Genomic DNA, 12,639 nt, shown 5'->3' on the forward strand with positions numbered 1-12,639 from the left:
AATGAGCATCCAATCCAATGAAATCCTCGAAACCGTGCGCATGGTCGCCGATCAGAATTTCGACGTGCGCACGATTACCATCGGCATCGATCTGCATGACTGCATCAGCAGCGATATTGATGTGTTAAACCAAAATATCTACAACAAAATCACCACCATCGGCAAAGATTTGGTGGCCGCGGCCAAGCACCTCTCCGCCAAATACGGCGTGCCGATTGTGAACCAGCGTATTTCCGTAACCCCCATCGCGCAGATTGCCGCCGCCACCAAAGCAGATTCGTATGTGAGCGTGGCGCAGACTTTGGACAAAGCCGCCAAAGCCATCGGAGTGTCGTTTATCGGCGGCTTCTCCGCGCTGGTGCAAAAAGGTATGTCGCCTTCCGACGAAGTATTAATCCGCTCGATTCCCGAGGCGATGAAAACCACGGATATCGTGTGCAGCTCCATCAATATCGGCAGCACCCGCGCCGGCATCAATATGGATGCGGTCAAACTGGCGGGCGAAACCATCAAGCGCACGGCGGAGATTACGCCGGAGGGCTTCGGATGCGCCAAGCTGGTGGTGTTTTGCAATGCGGTGGAAGACAATCCGTTTATGGCGGGCGCGTTCCACGGATCGGGAGAAGCGGATGCCGTGATTAATGTCGGCGTGTCCGGCCCCGGCGTGGTACAGGCCGCGCTGCAAAATTGCGCGGATACGGATGATTTGACCGAAATTGCCGAAGTGGTGAAGAAAACAGCGTTTAAAATTACCCGTGTAGGCGAATTAATCGGCCATGAGGCGGCCAAAATGCTGGATATTCCGTTCGGCATTTTGGATTTGTCTCTGGCACCAACCCCCGCAGTGGGCGATTCGGTAGCGCGCATTTTGGAAGAAATGGGCTTGAGCGTGTGCGGAACCCACGGTACGACCGCCGCATTGGCCCTGCTCAACGATGCGGTGAAAAAAGGCGGCATGATGGCTTCCAGCGCGGTAGGCGGCTTGAGCGGCGCGTTTATCCCCGTATCCGAAGACGAAGGCATGATTGCGGCGGCCGAATCCGGCGTGCTGACTTTGGACAAACTGGAAGCGATGACGGCCGTCTGCTCGGTCGGCTTGGACATGATTGCCGTACCCGGCCACACATCCGCCGCCACCATTTCCGGCATCATTGCCGATGAAGCTGCCATCGGTATGATCAACAACAAAACCACCGCAGTACGCATTATTCCGGTAACGGGCAAAGACGTGGGCGAAAGCGTCGAATTCGGCGGTTTGCTCGGTTATGCGCCGATTATGCCGGTGAAAGAAGGCAGTTGCGAAGTGTTCGTCAAACGCGGCGGCCGCATACCGGCACCGGTTCAGTCCATGAAAAACTAGTCATCAACCAGAAACGAAGCATTTCAATGCTGCCGGCAAGATTAGCGGTACAAGCAAATGGTTCATGTTTTGACTTTGAGCGATGATACTGAAAAAGCCGTCTGCAAAATGAGCAAATCATTTTGCAGACGGCTTTTATAGTCTTTTAAAATAAGAATGATACTGCGTTGCTTTGCCTTGTCGTACTATCTGTACTGTCTGCGGCTTCGCTGCCTTGTCTCATTCTCATTTTATTCGACTATATCATCAAATCAGGGGTTTCAATCATCAGGTTTTCGGCAGCGTTACACCGGTTTGCCCCATGTATTTACCGTTCCGGTCTTTATACGATGTTTCGCAGATTTCATCGCTTTCAAAAAACAACACCTGCGCCACACCTTCTCCGGCATAGATTTTGGCCGGCAGCGGCGTGGTATTGGAAAACTCCAGCGTAACATAGCCTTCCCATTCCGGCTCAAACGGCGTTACGTTGACAATAATACCGCAGCGGGCATAGGTTGATTTCCCCAAACACACCGTCAAGACATTACGCGGAATACGGAAATACTCAACCGTACGCGCCAGCGCAAACGAATTGGGCGGGATAATGCAGCAGTCGTCCTCTACCGTTACAAAATTTTTCGGGTCGAAATTTTTCGGATCAACAATGGTGCTGTTGATATTGGTAAAGATTTTAAACTCATTGGCGCAACGGATGTCATAGCCATAGCTGGACGTACCGTAGGAAATGATGCGCTGCCCGTTTACCTCTTTAATCTGATTCGGTTCAAACGGCTCAATCATACCGAACTCTTCACTCATTCGGCGTATCCATTTGTCAGATTTGATACTCATAGTAAAACTTCCTTGAATTTCTGATGATTCGGACGGCCAAATGCCGTCTGAATATTATTTTTTAACGGCTTTCGGCAAATCCACCGCCTGCATCATGCCCTTATCGAAGGTCATCAAAAACAATACTGTTCCGTTTTGCAAGACCTTAAAGCGGCCGTCTGCACTGCCGTTGCGGAAAGTACCTTCCAAATCCATGCCCCGCAGTTTGGTGCTGTTGACATTAAACGAATCCAAAAAAACCGGTTTGGTAACACGGACACTGTAAATGCCTTTACCGTGAAATCTGCCCTGCTTGAACTGCCCGCTGTAACTGCGTCCGTCTTGGCAAGACCAAACGCCCTTACCTTCCGGTTTGCTGTCTTTTACTGCACCTTCGTAGCGGCAGCCCTGCCCTTGGTAATCATTGATGACCGCCGCAGCTACCGGTACTGAAAGACCCAAGCCCAAACCTAATAATGCGATATATTTCAACATATTGTCTTCCCTATTTTGCAGACGGCCTATCATCCGCATGACAAACATCAGTCTTGCCAACCGCCCAAATAACCTACCAGCTCTTCCAGCATAGTGGAAATGGCTTCAGTCATCAGAATTTGAGAGGCAAACATCAAACCGGCGGCATCATCGCCGTTGCTTTCCGCCTCTTCCTGCAACACGTCCAAATACTGAATCCGCTTGAGCGTGAAATCCTGGGTCAGCACAAAAGCCAATTGCTCGCGCCACACCAAACCAAGCTGGGTAACAACCTTACCGTTTTTCACATGTTGCACCACCTCATCGGCGGTCAAGTCCTGTTTCGACACCTTCACCACCGGCACGACATCGCCCACGCCTTTGAGCTCGCAATCGCTGTCCAACTCAAAACCGCCCTCGCAACGCCCTTCAAGCAACCATGAAGTCATCAGCGACGACGGCGATTGCTTGGTATTGGGCAGGCGCGCTTCCAAACCGCCCAATGCTTCGCGCAATTTAGTCAGCATATTTTCCGCTTTGGCTGCAGAAGCATTGTTTACCAGCAGATAACCGTGGCGTGTATCAAACACCGCCTGAGTCCGACCGCTGCGGGTAAACGCTCGCGGCAGCAGGTCGTCTGTAATCTGCTCTTTCAGCTCCTGCTTTTCTTTACGGCCGACATTGCGCCCTTCTTCGTCTTGAATACGCAATACCCGCTCGTCTAAAATATCGCGGATAACGCCTGCCGGCAGGACTTTTTCTTCTTTTTTCAAAGCTACCCGCCAAGTATAATCGGCAGGAAACACCAGCTCGGGAGAAAAAGAAACCGGCGCAAAAAAGCCCTCGCTGAACCAATCCAAGCCCTGACAATGAGCAAACTCCGCCTCAGCCAGCTTATCCGCCAACTTTTCCAAATCAGGCAGCTTGTCTTTATTCAAGGGATAGAAACTGACTTGCTTGAACCACATGAAGGCTTTCCTTTCTCTAAAACCGTCCCATTATACAGCATACCCGTGCGAATTTATACGGCAAGGCCGTCTGAAAAAATGCATCTTCCCATTGACAGCTCCGCCGTATATCAGTATAGTTCGTCTTTCGGTTACGCGCCCATCGTCTAGAGGCCTAGGACACTGCCCTTTCACGGCGGCAACCGGGGTTCGAATCCCCGTGGGCGTGCCAGATTTTAAAAACTCCGCATTTTGCGGAGTTTTTGCATTGTATGGTATAGTCGAATAAAATAAGAATGAGACAAGGCAGCGAAGCCGCAGACAGTACACATAGTACGGCAAGGCAAAGCAACGCTGTATCATTCTTATTTTAAATGACTATATTTCCTCTGCGGTATTTCGCGCAACAATCAAACCATCGCGTTTTCCGTTCAGCAAAAGGCCGTCTGCAAAATGAGGATTTGCAGACGGCCTTTTGATATGTTTTGCTTATTTCGGCATCTCAATACCTGCCTGCTCTCGCCGGTTGCTTACGCATAACGGGATAAAGCCAAATCGTCGCTACGCACTTCCGGCGTGATGCCGCACACCAAATCAGCGGTAATTTTTGCCGAGCCGAGCGACATCGTCCAGCCAAGCGTACCGTGTCCGGTATTGAGAAAGAGGTTATTAAATCCGGCCGCGCCGATAATGGGCGTACTGTCCGGCGTCATCGGCCGCAAGCCTGTCCAAAACTCGGCTTTTTCCAAATCACCGCCTTTCGGATATAAATCGTTTACCACCAAAGCCAGCGTTTCGCGGCGTTCCGGCGGCAGGCTCAAACCGTAACCCGACAGTTCCGCCATACCGCCGACACGGATGCGCTTATCAAAGCGGGTAATCGCTACTTTATAGGTTTCATCTAAAATGGTTGATACGGGCGCTTCGTTGCCGTCTGTAACCGGCAGTGTCAAGGAATAACCTTTTACCGGATAAATCGGCAGTTTCAAGCCCAAATCGGCCAAAACCGTGCGGCTGAAGCTGCCCAAAGCGCATACGAACCGTTCGGCCTCGAAACGCTCTCCTCCCGCATAAACGGCTTGGATTTGCTTACCGTTGTGTTCAAAACGTTCGACAGCGTGTCCGAATTTGAATACCGCTCCTTTTGCTTCACACAGATTTTTCAAACGGCTGGCAAACAGATGGCAGTCGCCCGTTGCATCGTTGGGCAAATGCAGTGCTCCGGCAATTTTACCAAGCGCATGGTGCAAGGCAGGCTCATGCTGCAAGCATTCTTCAGGCTTCAAACGCTGGTACGGTACGCCGTATTCCGCCAATACTTCAATATCTTTTTCCGCTGCTTCGACTTCTTTCGTGCTGCGGAAAATTTGCAACGTGCCTTTTTTCCGCCCTTCAAAATCCATGCCGGTTTCCGCTTCAAAACGGCGGAACATCTCGCGGCTGTATTCCGAAATGCGTACCATCCGCTCTTTATTGGTTTGGTAGCGTTCGGTGGTGCAGTTTTGCAGCATCTGCATCAGCCATTGCAGTTGGAACAGGCTGCCGTCTGCTTTCAAAATCAGCGGAGAATGTTGGCGGAACAGCCATTTGGCGGCTTTGGCAGGAATGCCCGGAGCAGCCCAAGGTGTGGTATAGCCGTAAGACAACTGCCCTGCATTGGCAAAACTGGTTTCCATCGCCGCCGCCTCGGCACGGTCGATAACGGTAACTTCATGCCCTTGCTGCAGCAAGTACCAAGCGGTGCTGATACCGGCAATGCCTGCGCCCAAAACCACTGTTTTCATTTTCTTCTCCGGCTGTTTTTCTGATTAAAGTAGATTTGGTAAGTGTAAAGCAATTCCTACAGGGACTTTCAATTTATTTTTTGCTTTTTTTATATTATTATTCTGATTCTATCCATAAAAATATCGGTTTTCACTATGAAAGAACTCGATAAAACTGATTTGAAAATCCTGAAAATCCTGCAGCAGAACGCCCGCATCCCCATGACAGAGCTGGCGGAAAAAGTGGGCTTGTCCACTACTCCCGTTACTGAGCGTGTGCGCCGTTTGGAACGGGATAATTTTATCTGCGGCTATCATGCCCGCCTGAACCCTCATGTTTTAGGCCAGAGCCTGCTGGTATTTGTCGAGATTAAATTACGCTCCAAATCGGGTAATATTTTTGAAGACTTCCGCCGCGAAGTCATGCGTATCCCGCAGATTCTGGAATGCCATCTGGTTTCCGGCGAATATGATTATCTGATTAAAGTACGTCTGCCGAATATGTCGGCCTACCGCGATATGCTGGGCAATATCCTGCTGCACCTGCCTGCCGCCGCCGAAAGCCGCAGTTATGTGGTGATGGAGGAAGTAAAAGAAGAAGTGATGCTGGATTTGGCTTAACGGCGGGAAGGTGTTCCAGTCAGCATAAAGCTGTCGTCAAGCAACGGTAACAATACTTGCTCGCCGACTTCCGACAAAACCATGCTTAGCCAATGTTCTTTGTTCATATGGTAGGCAGGCAGTATGCCTTTCATTGTTCGGAGCGACCCGACCAAATCGGGCCGTACTTTTACATTAACAATATCCAATTTTCCACTGCTCTCCGCCAAGCCCAAATATGCAGACGGCACATTCATCAGCACTGCAAACCACTTCCGGCTGCCCCTGTGGCGGAAGACCGCATACTCGGGATATTTTGCCCACGGATAATCAGGTTCAACGGCGTAATGTTCCGCAACATGGCGGATAAATTCTTCTCTGTTCATGGATTTGCGTCCAAACACAATTTCAACACGGCCAAACCGTCCAAGCCTGTTTTACAGACGACTTTTTCGACAGCAGCCGCCCTATTGTACACCTGTTGGCGGATAAAGGCCGTCTGCATATTGCACCGTATTGCTTCCCTCTTTCCGCCGTAAGGTTTACCCTGTGGCGGTTTATGCTTATAATGCGCCTACCTCAAGTTATACTACTTTTGGATTAGTCGGATTAGCCGCCACCGGTTTTCATGTTGCGCGGCTGCTTTATCCCGCCCAATCTTTCCGCTTCAGAAAGAATGTTATGAAAAAAATCCTGTATTTCTTCGCCATGCTGCTGGCGTTGGGCAATACTGCATGGGCGTCCCAAGTAGATGCCTCCAAGCTGCTGCCCCCCGAGCAGGCGTTTGTTCCGCAAATCAATGTTACCGATCAAGGTGTCAATGTCCAATTCAAAATTGCAGACGGCTATTATCTCTACCAGCCGAAACTGACTGCCGATACCGAACCGCAAAATCTGTTGGGCGCGCCGCAATACAGCCCCGGTGAAGAAAAAGAAGACGAATTTTTCGGCCGGCAAACGGTGTACTATCATGCCGCTCAAGCCAACTTTCCCTATCGGCAAACCGCCCCCGGGCAATACAGGCTGCTGCTGAATTACCAAGGTTGCGCGGATGTCGGCGTGTGTTATCCTCCTGAAAGTACCGAGTTTGAAATCAACGGCAACGGTTTATACGAGCCGCAAACGGCAGCCCCTGCCGCTGCGAAAGACCGTTTTATCCGCCCCACCGGAAATACAGACGGCCCTGCTTCTGCCAATCCTGCTAAAAGCAGCAGCAGCGACAGCAGCCGCTTCAAGCTCTCTTGGGATACCCTGAACGCCAATTTGTTGGCGTTTTTTCTCGCAGGCTTGGGTTTGAGCTTTACCGCCTGTATGTATCCGCTGCTGCCTATTGTCTCCAGTATCGTGGTAGGCGATAAAAATGCCGGCAAAGGCCGTGCGTTTGCGCTGTCGATGTTCTATGTACAGGGCTTGGCGCTGACCTACACGCTGGTCGGGGTATTTGCCGGACTTACCGGTGCGCTGCTTACCGTATGGCTGCAGCAGCCTTGGGTGGTATTGGCGGCTGCCGCACTGATGGTGGTGCTCGCTTTGTCGATGTTCGGTATGTTCAATATCCAGCTTCCGAATGCCGTACAGTCTTACTTCCAAAACCAAAGCAGTAAATTGAGCGGCGGCAAAATCGCTTCCGTATTCGTGATGGGTATGCTTTCGGCATTGATTGTCGGCCCCTGCGTTGCGCCGCCGCTGGCTTTTGCTTTGGGCTATATCGGCCAAACCGGCGATGCGGTATTGGGCGGCTTGGCGTTGTATGTACTGGCATTGGGTACGGGGGTTCCGCTGATTGCCATCGGCACCTTCGGCGGACACATCATGCCGCGTGCAGGTACTTGGATGAACGGCATTAAATCAGCGTTCGGCTTTATCCTGCTGGCGGTAGCCGTTTACCTTGCCACGCCGTATCTGCCGTATTTCCTTGTTGTCGCGCTTTATACCCTGCTGCTGATTGTTCCTGCCGTGTGGTTGCTGGTCAGCGCGGGCAAACAACAAGGCCGTCTGAAAAGTTTTGCCATGCTGCTGGGCTTTCTGCTCTTGATTGGCGGCGCGTGGTTCGGCTGGCAAAGTGCCAACCGCCAAACCACCGCCCTGCACCACTTCCTGACGCTGATTCCGCCCCAAGAAGCCGGTGAGCATACCGATCACGGCAAAGTGTTTACCGATGTTGCCGCGCTGAAAGCCGCCATGAACGAAGCCCTGCAAAGCAATCCCGGCCAACCCGTTTTGCTGGACTTTTATGCCGATTGGTGTGTTTCCTGCAAAGAGATGGCCGCCTATACGCTCAATCAGCCGCAAGTACACGAAGCCATTGATATGAGCCGCTTTTTCCAAATCGATGTAACGGCCAATACGCCCGAACATCAGGCATTGTTGCGCGAATACGGTTTATTCGGCCCGCCCGGAGTGTTTGTTGTCCGTGCAGACGGCAGCCGCAGCGAAGCATTGCTGGGTTTTGTCAAACCTGATGCGTTTATCGAGTGGTACCGCCAAAACGAACGCTGACGTACACGCACAATATCAAAGGGAGGCCGTTACAGGCACAATATCAAAGGGAGGCCATTACAGGCACTCCCTTTTTGTTATAATGCCGTCTGCAAATTTCTTGAAAGTACACACCATGCAAACCGAAGTCGCATTGAAAGTCCTCAATTCCAAAATGGCGGAACACTTACCCGCCTATGCTACGGCCGGCTCGGCAGGCTTGGATCTGCGCGCCTGTCTGGAGGAAGCCGTTACCCTGCAACCGGGCGATACTTATCTTGTTCCGACCGGCTTGGCGGTTTATTTGGGCAATCCTGATTATGCCGCCGTCCTGCTGCCGCGCTCCGGCTTGGGGCACAAACACGGCATCGTCTTAGGCAATTTGGTCGGCCTCATCGATTCCGATTATCAGGGCGAACTGAAAGTTTCTGTGTGGAACAGAAGCAAAGAAGCATTCACCATCGAACCGATGGAGCGGATTGCCCAAATGGTTATCGTACCCGTGGTACAAGCCTCGTTCAAAGTCGTTGATGAATTTACGGCAACCGAACGTGGCGAAGGCGGCTTCGGCAGTACGGGCAAAGCATAAGGGGCAAACAGGAGCAAACCATGTCAGAACCTTTACTGCATGAAAAACTCAACACCGAAACCGCCAAAATCAGTTGGCGCGAGCTGCAACCGCATTTCGCACGCGGCGCGGCAGTTTATGTTGCCCCCGATTTGGATTTGGTAGACATCGCCCGACAAATGGCAGCGGACAATACCGCTGTTTTAAAACCGCTTATGGAGCAAGGCAAATTCGGTGTCGTCAATGAAGAACAGGCAAGGCAGTTTTTAGCCGAAGACTGTGAAATGTGGGCAGTCGTCGTGGCTCCGTGGGTGCTGGTGCAGCCTGTCGGAAACCGTCAGACAGGCTGATTACCCGTTGAGTGCGGCAGCGACAACTTACGCGGTTCGGAAACAGAGCGTAACGCCCCGTTATGCGGCTGATTCACCCTTCTGATACACCCGTTTGAAAGCCTTAAGCCAACCAAAGGCCGTCTGCAAAATGCCCGCTTGAGAAAGCAGTATTTTGCAGACGGCCTTTTCCGTATCCAAACGGTTTATTTAAACCAAGATTTAATCTTGGCAAACAGCGATGTACTCTGTTTTTCAAAGTTCTGCTCACCCGCAGCAACGGGAGGCACGGCATCACGGACCACCGGCAATGCGCCGAAGCTCTGCGCCACCGGCATGATTTCAATGCTGTTCACATTCATATGCGCCGGACGTTGATACAGCCACAACGCGGTCTCGGCAATATCTTCAGGACGGATAAACTGCACGTTTTCATAGAGTTTCGCCGCGCGCTCATCGTCTCCTTTAAAGCGCACATTGGAAAACTCCGTACCGCCGCACAAACCCGGCTCGATATTGGAAACGCGGACATTGGTTCCCGCAAGGTCGGCGCGCAGATTCAAACTGAATTGGCGGACATAGGCTTTGGTTGCGCCGTACACATTGCCACCCGGATACGGATAAGTACCGGCAATCGATCCGATATTGATGATATATCCCGCTTTGCGCGCCACCATTTGCGGCAGAATTTGCCGGGTCAGGAAAGTCAGGCCGATGATATTGGTTTGAATCATGGTTTCCCAATCGGCAAATTCGGCGCTGTCCGCACTGTCCAAACCCAGTGCCAAACCGGCATTGTTGATGAGGCAATCGATTTCCCGAAGATGTTCGGGCAGATTGTGCAGCGCATCATGAATGGATTCGGTACGGCTCATGTCCATTTCCAGCGGGAAAAAACCGTCGCCCAATTCGGCAGCCAACGCCTTGAGCTTGTCCGCACGGCGTGCCGCACCGACAACGGTGTAACCGGCAGCCACAAACGCACGGCTCATCGCCTCGCCAAAACCGGCCGATGCTCCGGTAATCAAAATCGCCATCTTGCTTCCTTTCTTTTGTTTTCACCTGTTTTCGGGTAAGATGTATATTCTAAAACAATATTATCACGATAAGGGATACACCACCATGAACATCAAAACCTTTACTCTTTCTGCCGCCGCCGCTTTACTGCTTGCGGCCTGCGGCGGCTCTCCCGCACAACCCAAAGGCCCGATTTCCGAAGACCGTACTGCCGCCTTCAAATCCATGATGCCCGAATTTACCACCATGGGTAAAATGGTTAAAGGCGAAGAGGCTTATGAGGTAGAAAAATTCAAGCAGGCAGCCGCCAAGTTTGCCGAAGCCAGCAAAAAACCTTTCAATTTCTTTGAATCCGACCCGCAAGGCAACGGCGATGCGCTGCCTGCCATTTGGGAAAATGCCGACAAATTCAAAGCAGAAGAAGAAAAATTCCATGCTGCCGTTGAAAAACTGAATACCGCCGCCCAAAGCGGTGTTTTGGAAGACATCAAAGCCGCATACGGCGAAGTGGGCGCAAGCTGCAAGTCCTGCCACGATGCCTACCGCATGCCGAAGTAAGCAAAATACATAGAAAAGCCGTCTGCAAATTTAATGTTTTTGCAGACGGTCTTTTGATTGGCTTTTCAGAAACTGCCGGCAACCCAAATCGGAAGAAGAAAAATGCCATGCCGCCGTTGAAAAACCGAATACCACCGCCCAAAGCGGTGTTTTGGAAGACATCAAAGCCGCATACGGCGAAGTGGGCGCAAGCTGCAAGTCCTGCCACGATGCCTGCCGCATGCAGAAGTGAGGCAAAATATACAGAAAAGCCGTCTGCAAATTTAATGTTTTTGCAGACGGCTTTTTGATGAACTGAACATTTAGCGGATCATAGTACCGATACGGCCGAAATCGTTGAAGTTCATCCAAATGAAAAATGCTTTGCCGACAATGAGCTTATCGCTGACAAAACCCCAATAGCGGGAATCCGAGCTGTTGTCGCGGTTATCGCCCATCATAAAGTAATGTCCTTCCGGCACGGTGCAGCGGAAAGCAGAACCGTCCGCAGCATACTCACAGTTTCCGGCAAACGGCTGACGGGAAAACTCGGCCAACTGTGCCGGCTCATAACTGGAATATCCGGGTACTTTTAAAACATTAAATTGATGCGAGCCGATATTTTCTTCAAACTGCTCGGCTTGGATTTCAACCGTTTGCCCGATTTGCGGAATATATTCCGAATAGCTGTATGTACCGTTCGGCATATCGTCCAAAGGTTTTCCGTTGATGCTCAACACCTTGTCTTTATATTCGATCACATCGCCCGGCAAGCCGATGGCACGTTTGATATAGTTTACAGACGGCTGTTCGGGATAATTGAATACCACCACATCGCCGCGCTCTACCGAACCGGTAGGAATCAATACATTATTGACGATCGGCGTACGGATACCGTAGGAAAACTTGTTCACCAAAATAAAATCGCCGACCACCAAGCCCGGGCGCATGGAGCTGGACGGAATTTGAAACGGCTCGGCAATAAACGTCCGCAACACGAACACCACCAGAATAATCGGGAAAAAACCGCTCATGTAGTCGGTAAAATGACCTTTATCCAGATGTTTCGCATCTGCTTTCAAACGTTTTTTGTGTACCAGCCAAACCACGCCGGTAAACAGTACGAATATCAGCAAAACGGCAGTAAAACTCATGAAAAACGACAATACGCCGAATATGCCGACCATCATCAGCAGATAGCCCCATTGCAGCGCATTGCTCCACTCGCCATTCTCCTGACGCTCTTTATCGCTTTTAAAATACAATACCAAACCCGCAACAAATGCGGCTACGGCGGCCAGAACCCAATTACTGCCCATAAATCCGACAACTCCTGTGAAACAAAACAGCAACACGGCTTACCGTGTCGTAAAAGTTAAAATGTTTTCTATTTTACCGTTTAAAGCACCATACCGCAAAGGTTTCCGCCCGTTCAAACGGCTTGCCTGCCTATCCGGATTCATCATCAAAAAGCCGTCTGAAAATGTTCAGACGGCTTTTCCAAAGCTGCTTATTTGCCTTCGGCTTTTTGCAGGATTTCGTACAATTTGTCTTTCAACAGCAGTTTCGCTTTTTTCAGCTCTTCGATTTCTTCCAAACCACTGGTTACGGGATTATTGGTCAAACCGGTAATTTTATCGTCCAACTCATTGTGCTCGTCAAACAAACGGGCAAAGTGAGTGTCTTCTTGTTTTAATTTTGAAATCAAATCGCGATATTCCGGAAACATAGTAACTTCCTCTCTTGGGTTAAT

Annotated in this window: 14 protein-coding genes, 1 tRNA gene and 1 pseudogene; 8 read left to right on the forward strand and 8 right to left on the reverse strand. The window is 50.7% G+C overall.

Going from position 1 to position 12,639, the window contains the following annotated elements; genetic code table 11:
• The first annotated feature begins 1 nt into the window (after window position 1).
• Window positions 2–1,360 carry a PFL family protein gene (locus EL111_RS06330; protein ID WP_123795364.1) on the forward strand — a complete coding sequence of 453 codons (1,359 nt, stop codon included), beginning with the start codon at window positions 2–4 and terminating at the stop codon, window positions 1,358–1,360.
• A gap of 267 nt (window positions 1,361–1,627) precedes the next feature.
• Here EL111_RS06330 and dcd read toward each other — a convergent pair whose 3' ends face one another.
• The 3 genes from dcd to EL111_RS06345 are packed head-to-tail and all read right to left on the reverse strand — an operon-like array spanning window position 1,628 to window position 3,615.
• Entirely contained in the window at window positions 1,628–2,194 is a 567-nt protein-coding gene (gene dcd / locus EL111_RS06335; protein WP_123795365.1) for a dCTP deaminase, read from the reverse strand.
• 54 nt (window positions 2,195–2,248) lie between these two features.
• Window positions 2,249–2,668, reverse strand: coding sequence for a hypothetical protein (locus EL111_RS06340; RefSeq protein ID WP_123795366.1), 420 nt, complete (start codon window positions 2,666–2,668; stop codon window positions 2,249–2,251).
• Window positions 2,669–2,715: 47 nt separating this feature from the next.
• On the reverse strand, window positions 2,716–3,615 hold the full coding sequence (locus tag EL111_RS06345) for a recombination-associated protein RdgC (RefSeq protein WP_123795367.1): 900 nt from the start codon (window positions 3,613–3,615) through the stop codon (window positions 2,716–2,718).
• 135 nt (window positions 3,616–3,750) lie between these two features.
• Between EL111_RS06345 and EL111_RS06350 the strand changes: the two genes are divergently transcribed.
• Window positions 3,751–3,826: transfer RNA gene (locus tag EL111_RS06350), tRNA-Glu, on the forward strand.
• Between the two features lie 298 nt (window positions 3,827–4,124).
• On the opposite strand, the gene EL111_RS06355 is transcribed toward EL111_RS06350, so the two are convergent.
• A complete protein-coding gene (locus tag EL111_RS06355) occupies window positions 4,125–5,378 on the reverse strand; it encodes a D-amino acid dehydrogenase (RefSeq protein ID WP_123795368.1) in 1,254 nt (417 codons plus the stop codon).
• A 135-nt stretch (window positions 5,379–5,513) separates the two neighbouring features.
• Between EL111_RS06355 and EL111_RS06360 the strand changes: the two genes are divergently transcribed.
• Window positions 5,514–5,978, forward strand: coding sequence for an Lrp/AsnC ligand binding domain-containing protein (locus EL111_RS06360; protein ID WP_123795369.1), 465 nt, complete (start codon window positions 5,514–5,516; stop codon window positions 5,976–5,978).
• Here the strand turns inward: EL111_RS06360 and EL111_RS06365 are convergent.
• Entirely contained in the window at window positions 5,975–6,343 is a 369-nt protein-coding gene (locus EL111_RS06365; RefSeq protein ID WP_123795370.1) for an MmcQ/YjbR family DNA-binding protein, read from the reverse strand. The two genes, EL111_RS06360 and EL111_RS06365, sit on opposite strands and share 4 nt — an antisense overlap.
• A gap of 295 nt (window positions 6,344–6,638) precedes the next feature.
• Here EL111_RS06365 and dsbD point away from each other — a divergent pair, with 295 nt between their 5' ends.
• From dsbD to EL111_RS06380, 3 genes are all read left to right on the forward strand, one after another.
• On the forward strand, window positions 6,639–8,456 hold the full coding sequence (dsbD, locus tag EL111_RS06370; protein WP_123795371.1) for a protein-disulfide reductase DsbD: 1,818 nt from the start codon (window positions 6,639–6,641) through the stop codon (window positions 8,454–8,456).
• A gap of 115 nt (window positions 8,457–8,571) precedes the next feature.
• Window positions 8,572–9,024 (forward strand): dUTP diphosphatase, encoded by a 453-nt coding sequence (gene dut, locus EL111_RS06375; RefSeq protein ID WP_123795372.1) that lies wholly within the window; start codon window positions 8,572–8,574, stop codon window positions 9,022–9,024.
• A gap of 20 nt (window positions 9,025–9,044) precedes the next feature.
• A complete protein-coding gene (locus EL111_RS06380) occupies window positions 9,045–9,353 on the forward strand; it encodes a DUF2288 domain-containing protein (RefSeq protein ID WP_123795373.1) in 309 nt (102 codons plus the stop codon).
• A gap of 185 nt (window positions 9,354–9,538) precedes the next feature.
• On the opposite strand, the gene EL111_RS06385 is transcribed toward EL111_RS06380, so the two are convergent.
• The gene (locus EL111_RS06385) at window positions 9,539–10,369 is read right to left on the reverse strand and encodes an SDR family oxidoreductase (RefSeq protein WP_123795374.1); all 831 of its coding nucleotides are present in this window, start codon (window positions 10,367–10,369) and stop codon (window positions 9,539–9,541) included.
• Between the two features lie 85 nt (window positions 10,370–10,454).
• Between EL111_RS06385 and EL111_RS06390 the strand changes: the two genes are divergently transcribed.
• Both EL111_RS06390 and EL111_RS10725 read left to right on the forward strand, forming a co-directional pair.
• Complete coding sequence (locus EL111_RS06390) at window positions 10,455–10,907, forward strand: c-type cytochrome (RefSeq protein WP_123795375.1); 453 nt, start codon at window positions 10,455–10,457, stop codon at window positions 10,905–10,907.
• 85 nt (window positions 10,908–10,992) lie between these two features.
• Window positions 10,993–11,139 (forward strand): annotated as a pseudogene (locus EL111_RS10725) (cytochrome c); the annotation flags it as partial.
• A 70-nt stretch (window positions 11,140–11,209) separates the two neighbouring features.
• On the opposite strand, the gene lepB reads toward EL111_RS10725, so the two are convergent.
• Both lepB and EL111_RS06405 read right to left on the reverse strand, forming a co-directional pair.
• Window positions 11,210–12,205 carry a signal peptidase I gene (gene lepB / locus EL111_RS06400; RefSeq protein WP_123795376.1) on the reverse strand — a complete coding sequence of 332 codons (996 nt, stop codon included), beginning with the start codon at window positions 12,203–12,205 and terminating at the stop codon, window positions 11,210–11,212.
• Between the two features lie 191 nt (window positions 12,206–12,396).
• Window positions 12,397–12,615 (reverse strand): HP1242/YdcH family protein, encoded by a 219-nt coding sequence (locus EL111_RS06405; protein ID WP_123795377.1) that lies wholly within the window; start codon window positions 12,613–12,615, stop codon window positions 12,397–12,399.
• Between the last annotated feature and the right edge of the window lie 24 nt (window positions 12,616–12,639).

The sequence above is a fragment of the Neisseria animalis genome (assembly GCF_900636515.1).
Taxonomy (GTDB): Bacteria; Pseudomonadota; Gammaproteobacteria; order Burkholderiales; family Neisseriaceae; genus Neisseria; species Neisseria animalis.

Excerpts from the sequence above, each read along its gene's own strand:
- EL111_RS06330 (WP_123795364.1), top strand. The coding sequence starts at position 2 with ATGAGCATCCAATCCAATGAAATCCTCGAAACCGTGCGCATGGTCGCC.
- dcd (WP_123795365.1), bottom strand. The coding sequence starts at position 2,194 with ATGAGTATCAAATCTGACAAATGGATACGCCGAATGAGTGAAGAGTTC.
- EL111_RS06340 (WP_123795366.1), bottom strand. The coding sequence starts at position 2,668 with ATGTTGAAATATATCGCATTATTAGGTTTGGGCTTGGGTCTTTCAGTA.
- EL111_RS06345 (WP_123795367.1), bottom strand. The coding sequence starts at position 3,615 with ATGTGGTTCAAGCAAGTCAGTTTCTATCCCTTGAATAAAGACAAGCTG.
- EL111_RS06355 (WP_123795368.1), bottom strand. The coding sequence starts at position 5,378 with ATGAAAACAGTGGTTTTGGGCGCAGGCATTGCCGGTATCAGCACCGCT.
- EL111_RS06360 (WP_123795369.1), top strand. The coding sequence starts at position 5,514 with ATGAAAGAACTCGATAAAACTGATTTGAAAATCCTGAAAATCCTGCAG.
- EL111_RS06365 (WP_123795370.1), bottom strand. The coding sequence starts at position 6,343 with ATGAACAGAGAAGAATTTATCCGCCATGTTGCGGAACATTACGCCGTT.
- dsbD (WP_123795371.1), top strand. The coding sequence starts at position 6,639 with ATGAAAAAAATCCTGTATTTCTTCGCCATGCTGCTGGCGTTGGGCAAT.
- dut (WP_123795372.1), top strand. The coding sequence starts at position 8,572 with ATGCAAACCGAAGTCGCATTGAAAGTCCTCAATTCCAAAATGGCGGAA.
- EL111_RS06380 (WP_123795373.1), top strand. The coding sequence starts at position 9,045 with ATGTCAGAACCTTTACTGCATGAAAAACTCAACACCGAAACCGCCAAA.
- EL111_RS06385 (WP_123795374.1), bottom strand. The coding sequence starts at position 10,369 with ATGGCGATTTTGATTACCGGAGCATCGGCCGGTTTTGGCGAGGCGATG.
- EL111_RS06390 (WP_123795375.1), top strand. The coding sequence starts at position 10,455 with ATGAACATCAAAACCTTTACTCTTTCTGCCGCCGCCGCTTTACTGCTT.
- lepB (WP_123795376.1), bottom strand. The coding sequence starts at position 12,205 with ATGGGCAGTAATTGGGTTCTGGCCGCCGTAGCCGCATTTGTTGCGGGT.
- EL111_RS06405 (WP_123795377.1), bottom strand. The coding sequence starts at position 12,615 with ATGTTTCCGGAATATCGCGATTTGATTTCAAAATTAAAACAAGAAGAC.